The 21,339-nt window shown below is 73.2% G+C and carries 18 protein-coding genes and 1 tRNA gene; 8 read left to right on the forward strand and 11 right to left on the reverse strand.

Annotated features, from left to right (window positions below; genetic code table 11):
• Positions 1 to 8: 8 nt before the first annotated feature.
• On the reverse strand, positions 9 to 1,217 hold the full coding sequence (locus ACN268_RS19265; protein WP_421484401.1) for a DUF4032 domain-containing protein: 1,209 nt from the start codon (positions 1,215 to 1,217) through the stop codon (positions 9 to 11).
• Between the two features lie 111 nt (positions 1,218 to 1,328).
• Here ACN268_RS19265 and ACN268_RS19270 point away from each other — a divergent pair, with 111 nt between their 5' ends.
• Positions 1,329 to 2,120 (forward strand): phosphatase PAP2 family protein, encoded by a 792-nt coding sequence (locus tag ACN268_RS19270; RefSeq protein WP_421484402.1) that lies wholly within the window; start codon positions 1,329 to 1,331, stop codon positions 2,118 to 2,120.
• Between the two features lie 12 nt (positions 2,121 to 2,132).
• Here ACN268_RS19270 and ACN268_RS19275 read toward each other — a convergent pair whose 3' ends face one another.
• On the reverse strand, positions 2,133 to 3,278 hold the full coding sequence (locus ACN268_RS19275; protein WP_421484403.1) for a hypothetical protein: 1,146 nt from the start codon (positions 3,276 to 3,278) through the stop codon (positions 2,133 to 2,135).
• Between the two features lie 255 nt (positions 3,279 to 3,533).
• On the opposite strand from ACN268_RS19275, the gene ACN268_RS19280 reads away from it, so the two are divergent.
• Entirely contained in the window at positions 3,534 to 4,787 is a 1,254-nt protein-coding gene (locus ACN268_RS19280; protein WP_421484404.1) for an APC family permease, read from the forward strand.
• Here the strand turns inward: ACN268_RS19280 and ACN268_RS19285 are convergent.
• Positions 4,767 to 6,560, reverse strand: a complete 1,794-nt coding sequence (locus ACN268_RS19285; RefSeq protein WP_421484405.1) for an NAD-binding protein — start codon at positions 6,558 to 6,560, stop codon at positions 4,767 to 4,769. The two genes, ACN268_RS19280 and ACN268_RS19285, sit on opposite strands and share 21 nt — an antisense overlap.
• 145 nt (positions 6,561 to 6,705) lie before the next feature.
• On the opposite strand from ACN268_RS19285, the gene ACN268_RS19290 reads away from it, so the two are divergent.
• Positions 6,706 to 7,230: an MSMEG_6728 family protein gene (locus ACN268_RS19290; RefSeq protein ID WP_421484406.1), complete on the forward strand. Its 525-nt coding sequence runs from the start codon at positions 6,706 to 6,708 to the stop codon at positions 7,228 to 7,230.
• A gap of 58 nt (positions 7,231 to 7,288) precedes the next feature.
• Positions 7,289 to 8,815, forward strand: coding sequence for a hydroxysqualene dehydroxylase (locus ACN268_RS19295; RefSeq protein ID WP_421484407.1), 1,527 nt, complete (start codon positions 7,289 to 7,291; stop codon positions 8,813 to 8,815).
• Between the two features lie 48 nt (positions 8,816 to 8,863).
• Here ACN268_RS19295 and adhE read toward each other — a convergent pair whose 3' ends face one another.
• On the reverse strand, positions 8,864 to 11,437 hold the full coding sequence (adhE, locus tag ACN268_RS19300; protein WP_421484408.1) for a bifunctional acetaldehyde-CoA/alcohol dehydrogenase: 2,574 nt from the start codon (positions 11,435 to 11,437) through the stop codon (positions 8,864 to 8,866).
• Between the two features lie 221 nt (positions 11,438 to 11,658).
• Here adhE and ACN268_RS19305 point away from each other — a divergent pair, with 221 nt between their 5' ends.
• Both ACN268_RS19305 and ACN268_RS19310 read left to right on the forward strand, forming a co-directional pair.
• Positions 11,659 to 12,627, forward strand: a complete 969-nt coding sequence (locus ACN268_RS19305; protein WP_421484409.1) for a hypothetical protein — start codon at positions 11,659 to 11,661, stop codon at positions 12,625 to 12,627.
• 385 nt (positions 12,628 to 13,012) lie between these two features.
• Complete coding sequence (locus ACN268_RS19310) at positions 13,013 to 13,456, forward strand: HNH endonuclease (RefSeq protein ID WP_363650616.1); 444 nt, start codon at positions 13,013 to 13,015, stop codon at positions 13,454 to 13,456.
• 235 nt (positions 13,457 to 13,691) lie between these two features.
• Here ACN268_RS19310 and ACN268_RS19315 read toward each other — a convergent pair whose 3' ends face one another.
• Together ACN268_RS19315 and ACN268_RS19320 are read right to left on the reverse strand one after the other, a co-directional pair.
• On the reverse strand, positions 13,692 to 14,456 hold the full coding sequence (locus tag ACN268_RS19315; protein WP_421484410.1) for an enoyl-CoA hydratase/isomerase family protein: 765 nt from the start codon (positions 14,454 to 14,456) through the stop codon (positions 13,692 to 13,694).
• A gap of 105 nt (positions 14,457 to 14,561) precedes the next feature.
• Positions 14,562 to 16,949, reverse strand: coding sequence for a M4 family metallopeptidase (locus ACN268_RS19320; protein WP_421484411.1), 2,388 nt, complete (start codon positions 16,947 to 16,949; stop codon positions 14,562 to 14,564).
• A 168-nt stretch (positions 16,950 to 17,117) separates the two neighbouring features.
• Here ACN268_RS19320 and ACN268_RS19325 point away from each other — a divergent pair, with 168 nt between their 5' ends.
• The gene (locus ACN268_RS19325; RefSeq protein WP_421484412.1) at positions 17,118 to 17,666 is read left to right on the forward strand and encodes a hypothetical protein; all 549 of its coding nucleotides are present in this window, start codon (positions 17,118 to 17,120) and stop codon (positions 17,664 to 17,666) included.
• 137 nt (positions 17,667 to 17,803) lie between these two features.
• Entirely contained in the window at positions 17,804 to 18,499 is a 696-nt protein-coding gene (locus ACN268_RS19330; RefSeq protein ID WP_421484413.1) for a hypothetical protein, read from the forward strand.
• Positions 18,500 to 18,529: 30 nt separating this feature from the next.
• Here the strand turns inward: ACN268_RS19330 and ACN268_RS19335 are convergent, their stop codons facing one another.
• The 5 genes from ACN268_RS19335 to ACN268_RS19355 form a co-directional block, all read right to left on the reverse strand.
• The gene (locus ACN268_RS19335; RefSeq protein WP_421484414.1) at positions 18,530 to 18,964 is read right to left on the reverse strand and encodes an ASCH domain-containing protein; all 435 of its coding nucleotides are present in this window, start codon (positions 18,962 to 18,964) and stop codon (positions 18,530 to 18,532) included.
• 58 nt (positions 18,965 to 19,022) lie between these two features.
• A complete protein-coding gene (locus ACN268_RS19340) occupies positions 19,023 to 19,442 on the reverse strand; it encodes a VOC family protein (protein ID WP_421484415.1) in 420 nt (139 codons plus the stop codon).
• A 35-nt stretch (positions 19,443 to 19,477) separates the two neighbouring features.
• A complete protein-coding gene (locus ACN268_RS19345) occupies positions 19,478 to 19,882 on the reverse strand; it encodes a helix-turn-helix domain-containing protein (RefSeq protein WP_088643227.1) in 405 nt (134 codons plus the stop codon).
• Positions 19,883 to 19,993: 111 nt separating this feature from the next.
• Positions 19,994 to 21,058 carry a hypothetical protein gene (locus tag ACN268_RS19350; RefSeq protein ID WP_421484416.1) on the reverse strand — a complete coding sequence of 355 codons (1,065 nt, stop codon included), beginning with the start codon at positions 21,056 to 21,058 and terminating at the stop codon, positions 19,994 to 19,996.
• Positions 21,059 to 21,231: 173 nt separating this feature from the next.
• A tRNA-Thr gene (locus ACN268_RS19355) sits at positions 21,232 to 21,308 on the reverse strand.
• Between the last annotated feature and the right edge of the window lie 31 nt (positions 21,309 to 21,339).

Below are 21,339 nucleotides of genomic sequence, written 5' to 3' on the forward strand. Positions count from 1 at the left end.
CGGGCGGGTCAGGCGGTGGGGACCTCGACGCCCAGGACGGCCTGCTCGTCGGGGCGGTGCACCAGCACGTCGGCCAGGTAGGACTGCACCGCCGGGCCCATCCCCACGTCCCGGCCGGCCCGCTCGGAGAGCAGCCACTTGTGCTCGATGATCTGCGCGAAGACCTCCTGCGGCTCCAGCTTGTGCCGCAGGTGCGCCGGGACCGCCCGGACGACCGGCTCGAAGACCTCGGTCAGCCAGCGGTGGGCCGCCTGCTGCTCGTCGGTCAGGTCGCTCTCCACCCGGTAGGCGTCCAGGTCGTTGAGCAGCCGGCGGGCCTGGTTCTCCTCGGCGTCCAGGCCGGTGAGCCGGATCAGCCGCCGGGTGTGGTAGCCGGCGTCGACGACCTTCGGGCGGACCAGGTACCGCCCGTCGTCGACCGTCGACAGGGCCACCTCGGCCACGTCGAAGCCGAGGTCGTTGAGGCGGCGGATGCGGCGCTCGATGTCGTGCCGGGCCTCCCGCTCGACCTGCTGCTCGTAGGTGATCTCGTGCCAGAGCCGTTCGTAGCGCTGCACGACCTCCTCGCAGACCACCTCCGGGTCGATCGACTCGTGCAGCAGCCCCGCGGCCTGGAGGTCCAGCGCCTCACCGAAGATGTTGACCCGGGCGATCTCCAGGTCCTCACCGCGCTGCCCGTTGGACAACGAACGGTGCAGCGCGCCGGTCTCGGCGTCGACCAGGTAGGCGGCGAACGCCCCGGCGTCCCGCCGGAACAGGGTGTTCGACAGCGAGCAGTCGCCCCAGAAGAAGCCGGTCAGGTGCATCCGCACCAGCAGCACCGCGAGGGCGTCGAGCAGCCGGCCCATCGTCTCCGGACGCAGCGTGCGGGAGAACAGCGCCCGGTAGGGCAGCGAGAACTGGAGGTGCCTGGTGATCAGCACCGGGTCCAGCGGGGTGCCGTCGTCGGCCTGCCGGTCGGCCACGATGGCGATCGCCTCCACCGACGGGAAGTCGATCCGTTCCAGCGCCCGCAGCAGGTCGTACTCGCGTTCGGCGACCCGTTCCCCGGTCTCCTTGACCGCGTACACGTAGTCGCCGAGGCGGACGAACCGGACGATGTGCCGGGAGATGCCCTGCGGCAGCGCCACCAGGTGCCGGGCGGGCCACTGCTCCAGCGGGGTCGACCAGGGAAGGTCGAGCAGCGCCGGGTCGACGAGGGCCGAGGTGATCCGCACGGGGACAAGTGTGCCGGGTGTCCCCCGTCCGACGCTTCCCTTCGTGGTTCGGCACACATCGACCCGGGCCGTGCCACCACGGCCCCCCGGGGCGGCCGGTAGCGTGATCGCGTGCGGGAGCGAACCACGACGGTACGCGGCGGGGTACGGCTCAGACCGGTCCGCCCGGCCGGCTGGCGGTACGACCTGCTGCTGCTCACCGTCCTGGTCGCGCTGACCGGGGCGCTCGCCACCGGCCACCTGTTCGGCGTCGACCGGGCGGTCGCCGACTGGGCCGGGGCGCACCGGCCGACCGCCGCCTACTGGGTCGCCCGGGTGCTCAACCTGCTGGGCCAGGGCACCCCGTTGACGCTGTTGGCCGCCGCCCTGGGGGTGCTGCTGGCCGTCCGGCTGCGCTCGGTGCGCCCGGTGCTGCCCCCGGTGGTCGCCTTCGTGCTCACCCTGCTGACCATCGGCCCGCTCAAGGTGTGGACGGCCCGCCCGGCCCCGAGCGCCAGCGTCAAGGAGCCGTTCCTGCCCCCGGAGCAGACCCTGCCGCTGTTCCAGCACGACCTGCCGGTCCGCTACGCCCAGTCGTACCCGTCGGGGCACGTGGCCAACGCGATCGTCTGGTACGGCGTGCTCGCCCTGCTGCTCGTGCCGCTGCTGCGTACCGTCGGCCGGCGGATGCCACCCCGGCTGGCCACGGTCGTTCGGGTGGTGCCGCCGCTGGTGGTCCTGTGCACCACCACCTACCTGGGCTGGCACTGGCTGACCGACTCGGTGGCCGGGCTGCTGCTGGGGCTGCTGCTGGACCGGCTGCTGCGCCGGGTCCCCTGGGACGACCTGCCGCTGCCCCGCCGGCTGGCCGCCTGGGGTGGGCCGGCCGGCTGGCCGTCGCCCGACCGCGCCCCCGGGCGATGACCGACCGCCCGTTCAGTCGGGCAGCCGGAACTCCACGATGCTGATCCGGCTGAGGTCGCTGTAGGTCAGCCGCCGGCGGGTGTCCCCGTCGCCGGGCCGCACGGCCACCTGGATGCGGATCTGGGTGCCCTCCGGCAGGTCGACGCGGGTGTCGGGGGTGTTCACGACAAACACTCCCCCGGTGGTGTCCGGGTCGATGGACACCAGCTCCTGGGTCAGCAGTGGCGTGTCGCTGCCGGTGTGGCCCGGTCTGAGGTAGTCGGCACGCACCCGGACGAGGTCGCCGCGTCGCAACCCGCGCAGGTCGACCGTCGCCTGGATGCTGACCAGCCCGGTTTCCGGGACCGTCCAGTGGTGCAGCCCGGTCGCCCAGCGGATGGCGTGGAAGGCGTCGGTCGCGTCGAGCGTGTAACCCGGGTACGGGGTGCTGTGAAAGGTGGCGACCATCTTCCGGGTCTCCTTTTTCGGCACCGGCACGCGGATCATCTCCGCGAATTCGTCGACGGTGCCGCGGAACGCGTCCGCGTCACAGGTGTGCTGGTGCCCGATGATCGCCGAATCGGTGAACTGCCAGATCCGTGGGGTCGCCTCCGGCCTGCCGTAGCGGACCCATCCCGGGCCGGAATCGCCGCCGGCACGCCGGTACGCCTCCGGAAAACTCTCCGCCACCTGGTACGGGTAATTGGCGTTCCAGCGCGGGGCCGTGCCGAGTTCGTCGCTGCCGTACTGCCCACGGGAGGCGTACATGACCGCGACCCGGCCGGTGCGTTCCTGCAACTCGCGGGCGGCGTCGACACCGACGGTCGACGGCACGTCGTCGGTCGGCCAACGTTCCAGGTCGATCTGCCAGAAGAACCTGTCGTAGCTGCGCCACCAGGGGGTGTGCCGGTCGGCGTAGGTCACCGCCGTGTCCACCTGGTCGGCGACGGCCACCTCGGAGTGCACCACCACGTACATGCCCAGGAAGGGGATGCCGGCCTCCTTGGCGGCGGTGAGCATCACCCCGTAGTACTGGCTGTGGAACGTGCCGGCCCGGGACTGCTCGGTGCCCTTGTAGGTCATGAAGTCGATCCCCGCGACGCGGGCGGCGCGGACCCGGTGGGCCGTCAGGCCCCGGCCGACGTCGTAGTCGCTGGCGTCCCATCCGAACAGGGTCATGCGGCACCTCCCGAATCAGTCACACAGAAACTGCCGAGGATTTTCGGCCGGCGCGGTGACGGATCCACCCGGTGAGAAATGCGGTCGACCACGCCTGAAAATCGGGGGGCAAAATCACCCCGACCTGCACGGACGACACTACCGACGGGCATCGGAATTAACCACAGCCCACGGGTCGAAATATTCCGCAAAACATTTTCACCTGCGGCCGTCCCGCGACACCGCACGTTCATCCCGAACTCCTATGCTTTCCGGGTGGGACAGTTGACGCGACGGTTGGGCGTACCCGACGCGGTGGTGGTGGGATTGGGGGCGATGCTCGGCGCCGGTGTGTTCGTGGTCTTCGCCCCGGCCGCCGCGGCCGCCGGCGGCACCGGGCTGCTGGTGGCGCTGACGCTGGCCGGGTTCGTCGCGTACTGCAACGCGACCAGCTCGGCCCGGCTGGCCGCCCGCTACCCGGAATCCGGGGGCACGTACGTCTACGGCCGGGAACGCCTCGGCCCGTTCACCGGGTTCCTCGCCGGCTGGGGTTTCGTGGTCGGCAAGACGGCGAGCTGCGCGGCGATGGCACTGACCATCGGGGCGTACCTGTGGCCGGGGCAGGCTCGGCTGGTCGCGGTCGGCGCGGTGCTCGCGGTGACCGGGGTGAACCTGCGCGGCGTCACCCGTACGGTCGCCGCCACGAAGATGCTGGTGGTCGTGGTGCTGGCGGTGCTGGCCCTGGTCGCGGTGACCGGCCTGACCGCCGGGGAGGTGCGGCTCGACCGGCTCGCCGAGGGCGGCGGTACGGCCCGGGGTGTGCTCACCGCCGCCGGGCTGCTCTTCTTCGCCTTCGCCGGGTACGCCCGGATCGCCACCCTCGGTGAGGAGGTCCGCGACCCGGCCCGCACGATCCCCCGCGCGGTGCCGCTGGCCCTCGGGGTGGTGCTGGCGGTCTACCTGGTCCTCGCGGTGGTCGCCGTCGGCGTGCTCGGCCCCGACCGGCTGGCCGACTCCGTCGCGCCCCTGGCCGACGTGGTGACCGTCGCGGGGCTGCCCGGCCTGGCCTGGGTGGTCCGGGCCGGGGCGACGGTGGCGGTGACCGGGGTGCTGCTCTCCCTGCTCGCCGGGGTGGGCCGCACCCTGCTGGCGATGGCCCGCCGCCGGGATGTGCCGGGGGCGCTGGCCGCCGTGCACCCGGTGCACCGGGTCCCGCACCGCGCGGAGCTGACCGTGGCCGCAGTGGTGGTCGCGGTGGTGGCGCTCGGCGACGTCCGGGGCGCGATCGGCTTCTCCAGCTGCACGGTGCTGGTCTACTACGCGATCACCAACGCCGCCGCGTGGACCCTGGGCCCGGACCCGACCCGACGGCTGCCCACCCGGGCGCTCGCCGCGCTGGGGCTGGCCGGCTGCCTGCTGCTCGCGGTCAACCTGCCGGCCGCCAGCGTCCTCGCCGGTTTCGGGGTGCTCGCCCTCGGCGCGCTCTGGTACGCCGTCCGATCCCGCTGGTCACTCCTGCGGGTCACGTGAGGCCGGCACCCCGGCGGGCGGCGGCGGAGCCGGGGGCGGGGGCGGGGTGGTCTCGCGGAGCAGGGCGCCCAGCCCGGCCCGCCGGGCCACCACGGTCAGCCGGTCCCCCGCCGAGATCACCATCCGGGGGTCGGCCCGCCAGTCGGTCTTGTGGCCGGGCCGGGAGTGGGCCAGCAGGCGCACCTCGCCGGGGCGGGCCACCGCGCCGAGCGGGCGACCGTCCAGGGCGGCACCGGCCGCCACCGGCACCTCGACCACCAGCAGGGCGTGCCGGTCGACCGGGATGGTGGCGATGACCGCCCGGTCCAGCAGGGCGGCGGCGAAGGACGGGGCGGCCAGGTAGGACACGCTGCGCGAGATGCCGATGCCGAACGCCCGCTGGATGCGTTCGGCGAAGTCGCCGTCGAAGAGCCGCAGCACCACCCGCAGCTCCGGGTTGAGCGCCCGGCCGTTCAGCGCGGCCCGCAGGTTGACCCCGTCGTCGGTGGAGACCACCACCAGCGCCTGGCAGTGTTCCACCGAGGCCGAACGCAGCGTCTCCTCCCGGGCCGCGTCCCCGACGATCAGCGGTACGCCCAGCCGCCGGGCCAGCGCCGCGCCGCGCGCCTCCGCGCTGCGGTCGATCGCCACCACCTCGACGCCGAAGTCGTGCAGTTGGGCCATCACCCGGGTGCCGATGTTGCCCAGCCCGACGACCACCACGTGCCCGGTGCGTCCGGGCTGGATGCGCCCGGCGTGCAGGGCCAGCCGGGCGTTGACGATGCCGTCGACCACCACGGCGGTGATCAGCGGGATCAGCGCCAGCCCGGCCAGGTTGAGCACCACCTGCATGATCTGGGCGGCGGCCGGCTTGTTGACGTCCGGGTCCTGGCCGCTGAGCGTGGTGACCAGGGTCAGGTAGAGCGCCTCCGTCCAGCTCACCGCGACCGCACGGGCGTTGAGCCAGCCGAGCAGGGCGATCACCCCGAGCAGGGTCAGCACCGCGATACCGATCTTGCGGGTGGCGAAGCTGCGGACCGCCCGCAGCAGCACCGCCACGGGTCGCCGGCGACGCCGTGCCCGGACCAGCCGGCGGGCCGCCAGCTCGGTGCCGGCGGGCTGGCCGGTCGCCTCGGCGAGCACCACGTCGGCGGCCTGCTCGTCGGCGGGCAGCACCCGGACCAGGTCCGGATCGGTGGTGACGGCCAGCCCGCAGACCACGTCGGCGGGGCGGACGTCGGCGCGGCGGGCCACGTAGAGGGTGCGACCGCCGTGCCGGAAGTGGGTCGGTGCCACCTCGCCGAGGGCGGCGGCGACGAACGCCGGGGCGGCCATCGAGGCGTCGGAGAGGACCGCCGAGTCGGGGAAGAGCTGCCGCAGGCCGTTGGCGAGGCTGGTGTTGAACATCCGGACCACCAGGCGCAGCCGGGGTTCGACCTCCTGCGCGCAGAGCGCGGCGTGCATGTTGCCCACGTCGTCCTGGTGCAGCAGGGCCAGCCCGTCCGCCCCGGCCAGACCGGCCCGACGGAAGGTGTCCTCGTCGAGCCGGTCGGCCCGGACCACCTGGACCCCGTCGACGTCCCGCCCGTCGGGGCCCTCGGAGCGGCGGCGTTCCGGCACCACCAGGGTGATCCGGACCCGGCCGTGGGGCAGGTCGGTGCCCAGGAGCGCCCGCACCACCCAGTACGCCAGCGGGTCGTTGCCGCAGACCACGTAGTGCGGGCGGGGGTCGCCGTTCATCCGTAACCGCCAGCCGGTCGCGCGCCGGGCCCGGTCCCGCAGGGGTTCGGCCATGCCCGGATGGTAGCCAGCCGGTCGCCGGGGACGCAGCCCTGGTGAGCGCACCGGACAGAGCCGGTTGGTCGGGCAGGCATGGCGGCCGGGCAGGCATGGCGGCCGGGCAGGCATGGCGGGCGTGGCGGCGGGTAGAGCAGCGGGCGTGCAGACGTTCCTGCCGTACCCGGACTTCCTGGCCAGCGCGCGGACCCTCGACCAGCGGCGGCTGGGCAAGCAGCGGGTGGAGGCGCTCCAGGTGCTGCGCGGGCTGACCCGGCCGGGGTACGGCTGGCGCAACCACCCGGCGGTGCGGATGTGGGCCGGCTACGAGGAGGCGTTGACCCGGTACGGGCTGGACGTGTGCGCGGTCTGGTCGGCGGCGGGCCGGGCGGACACCTGCGCGTCGACCCTGGTCACCGACCTGACCGCCGCCCGGGGCCACGGCCGGGTCCGCAGCCAGACCGAGCTGGCCGCCGTCGGTGAGCTGCCACCCTGGCTGGGCCGCGAGGACCTGCACCGTAGCCACCGGTCGGCGCTGCTGCGCAAGGACCCGGAGCACTACCGCCCGCAGTTCGGCGACGTGCCGTCCGATCTGGAGTACGTCTGGCCGCCGTCCGACCGTCCCCCGCTCGCCGCCGGGCGGCCGAACCCCGCCGACGACTCCGGTGGCGGCACCGCACCGGTCTGACCGGGCCGGATCGCGCCTGGTCGGGCAGACTGGGGGTCCCTCGGGTCGGAAGGTGCACATGGCGCTGTCGCAGAAGCTGGGTCGGCTCATCGGCGTACACGAGCACGTGGTGGACCCGGGCGGGGGTGGCGGCCCCCGGGTGACCCGGCCGACCACGGCCGTGGTGGTGGGCGGCGGGATCGCCGGCATGTCGGCGGCGGTGGTGCTCGCCGAACGCGGGGTGGACGTCACCGTGCTGGAGGCCGCGCCGACCCTGGGCGGGCGGCTCGGCGCGTGGCCGGAGGCGCTCGCCGACGGCAGCCAGGTCAACGAGCACGGCTTCCACGCGTTCTTCAGGCAGTACTACAACTGGCGGTCGGTCCTGCGGCGGGTCGACCCGACGCTCGGTTTCCTCAAGCCGATCCCCGGCTATCCGATCCTGTCCGCGCAGTGGCCCACCGAGGAGTTCGGCAGGCTGCCCCCGGCCCCGCCGGTCAACCTGCTGGCGCTCCTGCTGCGCAGCCCCAGCCTGCGCCTGGCCGACCTGCGCACGATGGACCGGGACGCCGCGCTGCCGCTGCTCAGCTACGACCCGGTGCGCACCTACGCCGAGTTCGACGACACCACCGCCGACGCGCTGCTCGCCTCGCTGAAGCTGCCGGACCGGGCGCGGGCGATGCTGTTCGAGGTCTTCTCGCACTCGTTCTTCAACCACGAGACCGAGATGTCGGCCGCCGAGATGATCGCCCAGTTCCACTTCTACCTGCTGGGCAACCCGGAGGGGTTGGCGTTCGACTGCCCCGACGAGGACTACGCCACGGCGATCTGGCAGCCACTGACCCGGTACGTGGAGAAGCACGGCGGCCGGGTGCGCACCGGGGCCGCCGTCACCCGGCTGGACCGGGAGCCGGACGGTTGGCGGGTGACCACCGCCGACGGCACGGTCCACCCCGCCGGGCAGGTGGTGCTGGCCGTCGACCCGCCCGCGTTGGCGGCCCTGGTCGACGCCTCCCCCGGCCTGGTCGCGATGGCGCCCGAGCTGGTGGCGCGGATGCCCGCGTTCGGTCGGCCCGGCCCGCCGTACGCGGTGGCGCGGTACTGGCTCGACGGGGACGTCCGGGCCGACCGGGCGGTGTTCAGCGGGGTGTCCCGCCAGCCCACCCTGGACTCGGTGACCCTCTACCACCGGCTGGAGAACGAGTCCCGTCGGTGGGCGCAACGCACCGGCGGCGCGGTGGTGGAGCTGCACGCGTACGCCTGCGACGAGGGGGTGCCGGCCGGGGAGCTGGCCGAACGGATGCGCACCGAACTGGTCACGCTCTGGCCTGAGGTCGCCGGGCTGGGGGTGCGGGAGCTGCGCGCCCGGGTCGAGGCGCAGGCCCCGGCGTTCACCCCGGGCAGCCACGCCGGCCGGCCCGGGGTACGCACCGACGCCGAGGGCCTCTACCTGGCCGGGGACGGCATCGGCACCGACTTCCCCAGCGCGTTGATGGAACGGTCGGCGGCGACCGGGATCATCGCCGCCAACCACATCCTGCGTGCCGCGGGGGCGGCCACCGAGCCGGTCCGCTCGATCCGCCCCCGGGGGCTGCTCGCCGGGAAGTGAACCGCCCGGGGTGCCCGCCCGACCGGTGGGGCCGGGCGGGCCGGCCGGTCAGCGCGCGGTGCCGTGGTAGGCGTCCCGCATGAGCTGTTGCATGTCGTCGAGCATCGGCATCCGGGGGTTCGCCGGGGCGCACTGGTCCTCGTAGGCGTTGAGGGCCTGCTGCGGCAGTGCCGCCTCGAACGCCGCCCGGTCGACGCCGATCGCGGCGAACGACGGTTCGATGCCGACCGCGTCGCGCAGCCGTTCCACCGCCTCGGCCAGCGACGCCACCCCTTCCGCCGGAGTACCCGCCGGCAGGCCGAGCTGGGCGGCGATCTCGGCGAACCGTTCCGGGGCCCGGTAGCTCTCGTAGCGCGGCCAGCCCGACAGCTTCGCCGGGACGGTGCCGTTGTAGCGGATCACGTGCGGCAGCAGCACCGCGTTGGTGCGGCCGTGGGCGATGTGGAACGTCGCGCCGAGGGTGTGCGACATGGCGTGCACGATGCCGAGGAAGGCGCTGCCGAACGCCATCCCGGCGATGGTGCCCGCGTTGTGCATCCGTTCCCGCGCCTCGGGGTCGGCGTCGACCACCGCCCGTTCCAGGTTGCCGAAGATCAGCCGGATGGCGTGCAGGGCCAGCCCGTCGGTGAAGTCGTTCGCGTACACCGACACGTACGCCTCGATGGCGTGGGTGAGGGCGTCGAAGCCGCTGTCGGCGGCGATGGTCGCCGGCATGCTGGCGGTCAGCACCGGGTCGACGATCGCCACGGTCGGGGTGAGCGCGTAGTCGGCCAGCGGGTACTTCTTGCCGGTCCGGTGGTCGGTGATCACCGCGAACGGGGTGACCTCGGCACCCGTGCCCGAGGTGGTCGGCACGCAGACCAGCCGGGCCAGCGCGCCGAGGGTGGGGAAGGTGAAGGCGCGCTTACGGATGTCGAAGAACTTCTCCCGCATGTCGTCGAAGACCACGTCCGGGTGCTCGTAGCGCAGCCACATCACCTTGGCGGCGTCCATCGCCGAGCCGCCGCCGAGCGCGACGATGGTGTCCGGCCGGAAGGCCCGCATCAGCGCGGCCCCCCGGTCGACGGTGTCGACGCTCGGCTCGGGCTCCACGTCGTCGATGATCTGCAGGGCGATCCGCTCGGGGCGGCGTTGCAGCACCCGGTTGATCCGGTCGACGAAGCCGAGCCGGGTCATGGTGGCGTCGGTGACCACGGTGACCCGGTGCGCGTCGGGCATCTCGGCCAGGTAGCGGATCGCGTTCGCCTCGAAGAAGATCTTCGACGGGACCTTGAACCACTGCATGTTGTTGTTCCGTCGGCCGATCCGCTTGATGTTGAGCAGGTTCACCGCCGAGACGTTGTCCGACACCGAGGTACGCCCGTAGCTGCCGCAGCCCAGCGTCAGCGACGGCAGGAACGCGTTGTACATGTCGCCGATGCCGCCCTGCGAGGCCGGCGAGTTCCAGATGATCCGGACCGCCTTGACCCGGCGGCCGAACTCCTCCACCAGGTCCTCGTCGGCGGTGTGGATGACCGCGCTGTGCCCGAGCCCGTGGAACTCCACCATCTGCTCGGCGTACCGCAGGCCCTGCTCACGGCTGTCGGCGCGCAGCACGGCCAGCACCGGGCAGAGCTTCTCCCGGGTCAGCGGCTCGTCGGGGCCGACGCGGTCGACCGCGACCAGGATGATCGAGGTGTCGGGGGCGACGGTGATCCCGGCGGCGTCGGCGATCCAGGCGGCGGTCCGGCCGACCACGTCGGGATTGAGCTTGCCGGCGGGGAAGAGCAGCGCCTCCAGCTTGGCCTTCTCCGCCGGGGTCGCCAGGTGGGCGTGCAGGGTGCGGAACTCCGCGATGGCGGCGTCGTGGATCGTCGCGTCGAGGATGACGGCCTGCTCGGAGGCGCAGATCATGCCGTTGTCGAAGGACTTGGACAGCACGACGTCGTTGACCGCGCGCTTGAGCTTGGCGGTCGCCTCGATCCAGGCCGGCACGTTGCCCGCGCCCACGCCGAGCGCCGGCTTGCCCGCCGAGTACGCGGCCCGCACCATGGCGTTGCCGCCGGTGGCGAGGATGGTGGCGACGCCGGGGTGGCGCATCAGCGCGGTGGTCGCCTCGACCGACGGCTCCTCGATCCACTGTATGCAGTGCTCCGGGGCCCCGGCGGCGACGGCCGCGTCGCGTACCGTGCGGGCGGCCTCGACGCTGCACCGCTGCGCCGCCGGGTGGAAGGCGAAGATGATCGGGTTGCGGGTCTTGAGCGCCAGCAGCGCCTTGAAGATGGTGGTCGAGGTGGGGTTGGTGACCGGGGTGATCCCGGCGACCACGCCCACCGGGTCGGCGATCTCGACGATGCCGCTGATCTCGTCCCGGGCGATCACCCCGACGGTACGGGTCTTCGCCATGCTGTGCGTGACGTGCTCGCAGGCGAAGATGTTCTTCACCGCCTTGTCCTCGAACACCCCCCGACCGGTCTCCGCGACGGCGAGCTGGGCGAGGGCGGCGTGCCGGTCCAGCGCGGCCACCGACGCCTTGCGGACGATGTGGTCGATCTGCTCCTGGTCGTACCGGTCGTAGTCGGCCAGGGCCTTGAGGCCGTCGGCGACCAGGGCGTCGATCGTGGTGGCGAGTTCGGTCGACATGCTTTCACCTCGGCGGTTGGCGGCTTCTCGGACACCCTCAGCATTCATCGACGGCCGTCTCGGCGGTGGGGCGCAAGGACCCGTCCGACGGTGGCCAAAGGTCCCGTCGTCGCGCCGTCCCGGGCGTGTCCGGTCAGCCGAAGGTCCCGATGTCGCGCCGGGGCCACGCTGCGTCGCCTACCCGACACCGCGCCCCGCCGGACCCGACCACCATGATTCGCATGACGGGACCGCGAAAGGCCTACACGTTGCTCGCCGTGGCCGCCATCGGGGTGGCGGTGCTGGCCTGGCGGATCGGGGTCGACAAGGCCAACGCCCTGGTGGGCCTGGCCGGCGTCTTCGCCGCGAGCGCGCTCGGGCTGTTGTCCCTGTTCAGCGCGATCGACCCACGGCTGTCCAGGGCGGCGGCGGACGCCGCCGCCCTGCCGGCGGGGGCGACCCCGGCCGCGCCCGACGCACCGGCCCCAGTCGCCGGCACCGGTCCGGGTCCGGGGCTGCGCCGCCGGTGGCGACGCTGGCGGCTGCCGGCCGGGATCGCCGCGCTGCTGCTGGTGATCGTCGGTACGGTGACGGTGCTCTCCTGGCCGACGGACCGCACGCCGGACGCGCGGGGCACCTCCCCCACGGCCTCCGTCGACGCCGCGTCAGCCGACCCCGGCGTCACGTCGACCCCGCTCGGGCCGACACCCACCACCGGTCCGTCCGGGGCGACGCCCACCACCACCCCGGCGACCCCGGCCCCGGGTCCGGACGGGCCGACGACCGGCCCCGCGCCGACCACCGCGCCCGGTCCGACGCCGACCCGGGGGCCGGCGGGGCCGGACTGGGTGCCGCCGGCGGGTGCACCGCACTGGACCCTGCACGCCGACGACTCGGTCTACTTCCTGCCGAGGCCCCGGGTGGCGAGGGGCACCGGCGCGGGCACCCTGATCTTCCAGGCGCAGCACCACCAGCTCGCCCTCTACGACTGGACCGACGACCCGACCGACCTCAGCTACGAGGGCTGCCGGAACCCGAAGGCGCAGCGGTATCCGAGCATCGACCTCGAACAGCTCGAACCCACCCCGGTCACCTACTGCCAGCCCGATCCGGGCGACCCGACGGTGGTCAACTACGTCCGGATCGACCACAACCGCTACCAGGCGACGCCGGCCTCGGTCGACGTGACCGTCTGGTCGGTCCGCTCGTAACCGGGCCTGCCGGTCCGGCAGCCCTCGAGGGGAGGGCGCGGGCGGCGGGTGGCATCGAAATGCGTTGCCCGCTCGCACCCCCGCGCATAGCGTGATCCACGCACGGTCAACCAGTCGAACCGGGAGCACACCATGACGTCGCCGCAGCTCACCAGCGCGTGGTCGACGCTACCCGTCGGCGGTTGCCGAGCCGAAGATCCCCGCGACGGGAATCCCGACTGACGCGTGTCCGTACGCGCCGGCCGCCCCGTCCCACCCGAGGACCGGGCGGCCTTCGTCGTCCGGGCCGACCGTCGGCGGCGGCCCGGTCCGGGGCGCCGCCACTGCGGACCACTGACCCCGCCCGCCGACCCGATCGACCCACCGACCGCGAAGGGAGAGCCCGGTGGACGCCGTCCTCGTCATCAACGCCGACCTCGGCCCGCTGCACCGGGTCACCGTCCAACATGCGATCCGGATGCTGTGCCGTCGGGTCGCCGAGATCCATGAGGCCGAGCCGGACCGGGTGATCGGGGTCTTCCCCGTCCCCCGGGTGGTCCGCCTCGTCCGGTACGTCGTCACCCGCTGGCGGTTCAGCGCCGGCCCGGCCTGGTCCCGGGCGGGGGTGCTGCGCCGCGACGGTGGGCGGTGCGCGTACTGCGGCGGGCCGGCCAGCACCGTCGACCACGTGCTGCCCCGCTCACGCGGCGGTGGCAACACCTGGCGGAACACCACCGCCGCCTGTTACCCGTGCAACCAGCACAAGGGTGACCGGACCCCGGCCGAGGCGGACATGCCGCTGCGGCGGGAGCCGGCGACGCCGAGTTGGGCGAGCCTCGCCGGGCGGTGACCGGACCGGCCGGCGGGCACAGGGGGTCGCGTCGGGGAACGACCCGGTGCGACGCCCGCCGGCCCCACCGCCCACGACGGGCCCCCGGAACGCAGCCCCGCGCCACGCTCTCCGCCGCAGACCCTCGCCGGCGTGATCGACTCACTTTCGCGGATGTAGTGGCATCCGTCAGCTCCGTTACCACTACATCCACGATCGTGCGCCCACCCCGACGGTGGCAGCCGGGCGGGCCGGGTCAGTGACCGGCGGACGGCGACCAGGGAAAGTCGGGCGGACGGCGTTCGTGGTGCGCGGCGACGCCCTCGCGGGCCTCGCCGCTGTCCCGTGCCTTCCGGTGCCACCAGGCGATCCGGGCCGGGCCGGCCCGGTCGTCGATGATCTCCTTGGCGGCGGCGATGCTGAGCTGGGAGCGGGCCGCGATGGCGGCGGTGATCGCGGTGACCCGGCCGGGCAGGTCGTCGGCCACCTCGTCGGCCAGGCCGACCCGCAGCGCCCGTTCGGCGTCGATCAGCTCGGCGGTGAAGATCAGGAACTTGGCCGTGGACGGGCCGACGAGCCGGGTCAGCCGCCGGGTGGTGGGGGCCGGGTAGACCAGCCCGAGCCGGGCCGGCGGCACCCCGAAGCGGGCGTCCGGGGCGGCGATCCGCAGGTCGCAGGCGACCGCGAGCAGGCAACCACCGCCCACGCAGGGGCCCTGCACCGCCGCGACGGTGGGCTTGGCGAACGCGGCCAACCGTTCCTCGGCGGCGACCGCGTCGCCCACCTCCCCGTTGGCGTCCAGCAGTTCGTCGAGGTCGCCGAGGTCGGCGCCGGCGCAGAACGCCCCGTCGGCGCCGGTGAGCACCAGGGCGCGTACGGCCGGGTCGGCCTCCAGCCCGTCCAGCAGCACGGGCAACCGTCGCCACATGTCCGGGGTCATCGCGTTGCGCCGGCCGGGGTTACGGATGGTCACCGTCGCCACCGCGCCGGTCACCCCGACGGTCAACTCCGCATCCGACACCGTCGCGCCCCTCTCGTCGTGTCACCGGTGCGGCGACCATAACGGCGCGGGCCCGGCGACCACCCGGGAGGGGTGGCCGCCGGGCCCACCGACGCAGGGGTCAGGTCAGGACACGTCGAGCGCCGTGTCGTCCACCACGAACGACGTCCGCAGCGAGGCGTCCTCGGTGCCGGTGAACTTCAGGGTCACGCTCTGGCCGGCGTACGCGGCCAGCGAGAACGAGCGCTGGGTGTACCCGGTGGCCTTGTTCAGGTTCGAGTAGGTCGCCAGGGTCGCCAGCACGGTGCCGGAGGAGTTGAGCACCTGCACGGTCAGCTTGTCGTACGCGGTCGTGGTGGTGACCTCCCGCGTGTCGATGTGCAGCCAGAAGCTGAAGTTGTACGTCGCGCAGCCGGCCGGCAGGCTCACCGACTGGGAGAGCGTCTCGGTCAGGGTGCCACCGGTGCCGCCCAGCCAGGCGTTCCAGGTGCCGCCGTGGGTGGGCTGGCTGGCACCGTTCTGCCCGATGACGCCCGTGCTCGCCGCCCAGACCGTGTTGCCGGACTCGAAGCCGGGGTTGCCCAGGAGCTGGCCGGCGGTGCAGCTGCCACCGACGCTGCTCACGGTCAGCGCGTAGCTGGCCGAGTGGGCGACCGCACCGGTGCCGGTGACCGTCACCGTGTAGCTGCCGGCCGGGGTGCTGGCCGAGGTGGCGATGGTCAGGGTCGACGCGGCGCCCGAGGTCACCGAGGCGGGGCTGAACGACGCGGTCGCGCCGCTCGGCAGGCCGGACGCGGAGAACGTCACGGTCTGCGCGGTGCCGCTGGTGGTCGCGGTGGCGACGGTGGTGGTGACCGAACCGCCCGCGGTCACCGAACCGGAGGTCGGGGAGAGCGAGACGGAGAAGTCGTTACCGGTGGAGGAGCAGGGGGCGTCGCTGCCGGCCACGTTGACCGCGGTCCACGCCGCCTGGACGGCCTTGTACTCCGTGGAGCAGCTGCCGTACAGGTCGGTCGCCGCCTTCAGGCTGTACGCACGGGCGGTGTTGGCCGGGGTGCTGGTGTTGACGTACGACGTGTTGGAGGTGAAGTACACGTCCAGGGCGCGGAACCAGATCTTCTCGGCCTTCTCCCGGCCGATGCCGGTGACCGCCGGGGCGGAGCCGCAGACCGGCGAGGTGCCGTACGACGTGGCGCCGGTGCCCTCGGCGAGGTTGAAGAAGAAGTGGTTGCCGACACCGGAGGAGTAGTGCACGTCCTTGTTCTTGGTGCTGGTGCTCCAGCACGAGTCGGACGAGCCGTCCAGCGACGGGTTGTACATGTAGCGCAGCGGGGTGCCGTTGCCGTTGATGTTGATCTTCTCGCCGACCTGGTAGTCGCCCGGGTCGCTCGGCGCGGCGGCGTAGAACTCGACCATGTTGCCGAAGATGTCGCTGGTGGACTCGTTGAGGCCGCCCGACTCGCCGGAGTAGACCAGGCCGGAGACGGCCTCGGTGACGCCGTGGCTCATCTCGTGGCCGGCAACGTCGAGGGAGACCAGCGGCCGGGAGTTGCTGGCGCCGTCGCCGTAGGTCATCTGGGAGCCGTCCCAGAAGGCGTTGATGTAGTTGCGGCCGTAGTGCACCCGGCTCGGCACGCCCGCGCCGTTGCCGAAGATGCCGTTGCGGCCGTGCACGTTCTTGAAGTAGTCGAACGTCTTGGCCGCACCGAAGTGGGCGTCGACGGCGGCGGACTGCCGGTTGGCGTTGGTGCCGTCGCCCCAGGCGTTGTCGGCGTCGGTGAACGTGGTGCAGGTGCTGGTGCCGTTGTTCATGTCGCAGGTGCGGCCGTTGCCGTGCGACGGGTCGATCATCTGGTAGGTGCTGCCGGAGAGCGTGGTGTCGATGCTGACCGAGCCGGTGTAGATGCCCTGGCCGCTGCCGACCACCGACTCGATCTCGTCGTGCGCGCCGATGACCCGGCCGGTGACGGCGTCGGTGATCACGTGCAGCTTCGACGGGGTCTGCTGGTCGGCCTTCCAGCCGGACAGCACGGTCTCCCAGGCGAGCCGGCCCTTGCCGGAGGTGGCGTCGACGAAGAGTTCCGGCGCACCCACCTCGGTGATCTTGCCGGAGAACGCCTTGCGGGCCGTCGCGGCGGCCGCCGCCGGGCTGATCTTGGCGGTGGTACCGAGGGTCAGCGGGGCGGCCAGGCCGACGGAGGTGCCGGCGAGGGTGCCGTTGGGCGCGGTGTGGATGACGAAGTCACCGCCGTACACCCGCAGCCCCTGGTAGGTACGGGTGTAGCGGGTGTGCGCCGCGCCGTTGGCATCGACCTTGGTGCGGACCGCCTGGTACGCCTCCGCGCTGGTGCCCTGGACCGCGCCCGGGTTGCTGCGCAGCAGGCTCTCGGCGCGGGCGGCGGGGGCGGCATCGGGGGCGGGGGCGGGGGGAGCCGCGTGCGCTGCGGTGGCGACGCAGGTCAGCATTCCGCTGGTGAGCAGAGCTGCGCTGACGGCGGCGAGGGGTCTTTTCACGTGCCCTCCTGGCAAGGGAAAGATGTGACGGGGGTAGTCACGCATGTAGATATAGCGATACACCCGGGAAAAGAGAAGGGATGGAGCGGTTCCATGGCACGACACTGGCCGAACGGAGGAGGGGCCCTGCCCAGGGAACCGATTGACGTCGATACACGTCCCATCGGGATGAGATCATCCGCCCTGGTCCTGGCCGCCGTCACGACCGCCGCCGCCCTACTGACCGGCTGCTCAGCGACCGAACCGGGAACCCCCGCGCCACCAGCGGCCACGACCGCTCCGCCCGTCGACGGGACCACCACCCCAGGCACCCCGACCGGGGCCGGGAACCCGTCGACCGGTATCCCCGGCGACCCCGGTGCCCGGGGGGCCGGCGCGGAGCGGGTCACCCTGACCCGCTCCGGCGGCTTCGCCGGCAACCGGGACACGGTGACCGTCGAGCCCGACGGCCGGTGGACCACGACCGACCGGGCCGGCGCGACGCGCACCGGCCGGCTCGACGCGGCGGCCCTCGACCGGCTCCGGATGCTCGTCGGCCCGGCCACCCGCGACCATGCCGGCGTCCCGTCCGACGACGGCTGCGCCGACACGTACCGCTATCAGCTCACCGTGGGGGCGACCCGCGTCGACTGGACCGACTGCCCGACCGGCCCGCGACCACAGGACGCCACCCGGGAACTGGCCGCGCTGCTGCTGAAAACCACCACCACCGGCTGACCACGAGGGCGTCCCCCACGGCCGGCCAGCGGTCGGGTCGCCGGTGGCGCGGCTCACGGTGGCCTACCCGGGCGGACGCCGCCACGGGGTGACACTGGTCGGATAACCTACCCGCTCCGATTCACGCGAGGAGCGTCGTGCCGAAGAGACGACCCGCCGGTCCGTGCCACCGGCTCGGCCCGACCGTTGCCCACCGCCCGCCGCACCCGACCGGCCCGCGGCTACGCCCCGGCCTACCGCGCACGCCCGGTCCGGCCGGCCCGCGCCGGACGCTCGGTCGGATCGGGTTGCTGCCGGCGATGGTCGCCACCCTCCTGGCCACCGGGTGCGCGGTCGCCGACGTCGAACGCGCCTCCGCACCAACCCCGACACCTGTGGCGCGGACGTTACGGACCCCGGACACCCTGCTGGGGCTGCCCCGCTCGGGTACCCCACTGCCCGCCGGGCTGCCCCGGTTCCGGCTCAACGAGCTGACCCGCGAGGCCACCCCGGCCACCAGCACCGTCGAGGGGGTCTACGGGCGGGGCCGACCCACCCCGGAGACGATCGTGGTGAGCGCCGTCTCGGGCACCGTCACCGACCCGCAGGCCACGCTGGCCAGGCTACTCAAGCCGTACCGGATCCCGAAGATCCGGTCGGTGGAGTTCGGCAGGTACGGCGGCGAGGCCCGGTGCGGGCGCGGACGGACCGCCGACGAGGGCCACCTCACCGCCTGCGCCTGGGCCGACCCGGAGGTCGCCGGGGTGGTGGTCTTCCTGACCGCCACCAAACAGCCGGACCGCAAGGAGGATTTCCTCACCATCCGCGACGAGCTGGAACAGCCCACCGGCTGACCGGCCCGCCACCGTCCCGGCCGCGGCGGGTCAGCCGGTGACGCCCGGCACCACCCGGAAGCGTTCGACGACGGCGAGGGTGTCGTCGTCCACCCGGAACCCGGGGTCACCCAGCCAGCCCAGGTAGTCCGGCCCGTGCCAGTACTCCTCGTGGCCGGCCCGCCAGGCCGCCACCGAGTCGTACCCCTCCCCCTCGTCGCGGGCGTGGTCGAGGTCGACGTCGCCGAGCCGGACCACCCGCACCCCGGTCACCTCGATCACCGCGACCGGCCGGTCGGCGGAGTCGACCACCACCGACCGGTCGCCCACGGCCGGCAACGGCTCGCCGTCGCGCTCGTAGTCCTGCAGCAGGCCCGTGGTGGAGGTCTTCGCCCCGCTGAGCACGGCGGCCACCAGCTGGTCGCGCAGCGGGCCGGGGAAGGCGAACTCGCACTTGGGCAGGTCGGTAGGGCTCGGTGTGGTCACCGGGCGACGGTAGCCCGGTGACCACACCGCCCGCACCCGCGATACCGGCGACGCCGGGTCAGGCCCGGGGCAACATCTGGCCGATCCGGATCCGGTTGCCGAACGGGTCCCGGATGCCGAAGTCGATGCCGTACGAGCGCTCGGTCGGCTCGTCGGTGATGTCGACACCCTTGGCGACCAGGTCCTCGTACGTCTTGTGGGCGTCGTCGGTGGTGATGCTCAGCCACCCGCCGATCGCGCCCTTGGTCAGCAGCTCCCGGACCTGCTCGGCGGTCGCCGGGTCCAGCGCGGGCGGGCCCGGCTTCTCCAGCAGAACCTCCCGCTGCGGGTCGCCGGGCACGTTGACCGTCAGCCATCGCATGAAGCCCAGATCCTGGTCGGTGTTGACCTCGAAGCCCAGCTTGCCGACGTAGAAGTCGAGCGCCTCATCCTGGTCGAGGACGTAGAGCTGGGAGCGGGTGATCGCGTTCATCGTCATGCCCGGAACGCTATGCCAGGCCGCTGACCTGCCGCTTATCCAAAACTGCTGGGCCTGGTCCAGGCTTTGGTGAAGCAACTCGGCACCGTCGCGTCGCCGGCCGACCGGCGGCTGCGGTACTCGCTGGGTGACTCGCCGACGATCTGCCGGAAGGTGCGGCTGAACGAGCCGAGACTGCTGAACCCGACGGCGAAGCAGATGTCGGTGACGTCCCGGCCGGTCTCCACCAGCATCGACATCGCCCGCTCCACCCGACGTCGTTGCAGGTAGCGGTGCGGGGTCTCACCGAAGGTGGCCCGGAAGGTGCGGATGAAGTGCGCCTCGGACACCAGCGCGATCCGGGCCAGTGCCGGGATGTCCAGCGGTTCGGCGTACGCCCGGTCCATCGCGTCCCGGGCCCGCAACATGGCCCGGTTCGACTGCTCCACCGCACGACTCATCGGCCCCCGCCCCCGTCGTCCCCGTTCGCGCCGACCAGGCTACCCAGCCGGACCGACAAGCGTGGTCCCGCCGCGACCGGCGACGGCGGGCCCTGCGGAGATCCGGAACGCTCAGCAGCCGCTCCACCGGACCGGGAAGGAGACCTGCAGGCCGGCGGCCCGGCCGACGACCAGACCGTTGTCGGCGATCGCCTCGGCGACGACGCGGGTCACCGGGTCCGAGACGACGCTACGCAGCGGCACCCGGCGATCAAGGTGATCGACCTCCGAGTAGGAGAGCAGGCTACCGGTGGCGTTGACGCCCGTCATGGCGATCAATCCCGGCCTGACCGGCGTCGCCACCCCGGTACGCAGGTCCCAGCGCACCATCTGCTCGTACTGCCCGTCCGCCGTGTCGGCGACCTGGCCGACCGCCCAGTTCCCCCGGGCCGCCCGTACCGTCGACTTCACCGCGCCGGGCGCGGTGAGCCGGTCGACCCGCCCGTCGGGACGACGCACCCAGGCGACGGGCGGCGGGGCCACCCCGCGCTCGGCGGCACCACGCGCCCCGGCATCGTGCGACGAGCGGTCCTCCTCGGCGGGGACCTCACCGACGATGGTGCCGTCGTCGAGAATCGCCACCGGTATGCCGCCGGGCTCGAGAACCTCGACGGTGTCCGGCCGGTCGACCGGCCAGAGCAGGGTCACCGGTTCCTCCAGGTAACCGCCGTAGCCGACGATGTCCCCCCGGCTGTTGACGGCCGTGACATAGCCGCCGATCCCGTTCGGCGGCAGGGGCAGCCATTCCACCCGGCCGTCCCGGTAGCGCCACGGTCGGTTGCCGGTGCTGGTGGAGCTGTCGCCGACCAGGACGCCGTGCCGGTTGACGGCCACCAGCAGTCCGGGTGACCTCGTCAACACGGTGACGCGCGGGCCGTCCCACCGCAGCAGCAGCGACTCCTGCCCCTGATCGGTGGCCCGCCTGCCGGTGCCGACGATGAACCGGCCGGCCGGGTCGACGAGCATCGCGTCCCAGGCCAGGCTCGCGCCGGCCGGCAGGGGCAGCGGATGCATCATGCAGGCCGAGGCGCTGTCAGTCCTCGGCGCGGCCGTCGCGACGCCGGGTGCGACGAGCATCGCCGCCAGCAGACCGGCGGTGAGGAGGGTGCGCAGCCGACGCGGGGCGATAAGGATCATGAGGCAGTCCGTCTCAGCCGGTGGGGTGGGGGTACTCCCACTCAACCAGCTCGATGCATCCACCGGAAGCGACCATTCGGTCACGCAGCGCGGAGGTGGCAACCGGAGCGTGCGCCCGGCCGCTATCGACGGATCGACAGGCGGCAACGCCAGTGGCGGCCGTGCTGTGGAATTGGAGCCCCCGGCCGGGATCGAACCGGCGACATCTCGCTTACAAGGCGAGTGCTCTGGCCAGCTGAGCTACAGGGGCGCGTGTTGCGACGTCAGCATAGCGACTGACG

The organism is Micromonospora sp. WMMD735 (assembly GCF_049178995.1).
GTDB lineage: Bacteria > Actinomycetota > Actinomycetes > Mycobacteriales > Micromonosporaceae > Micromonospora > Micromonospora wenchangensis.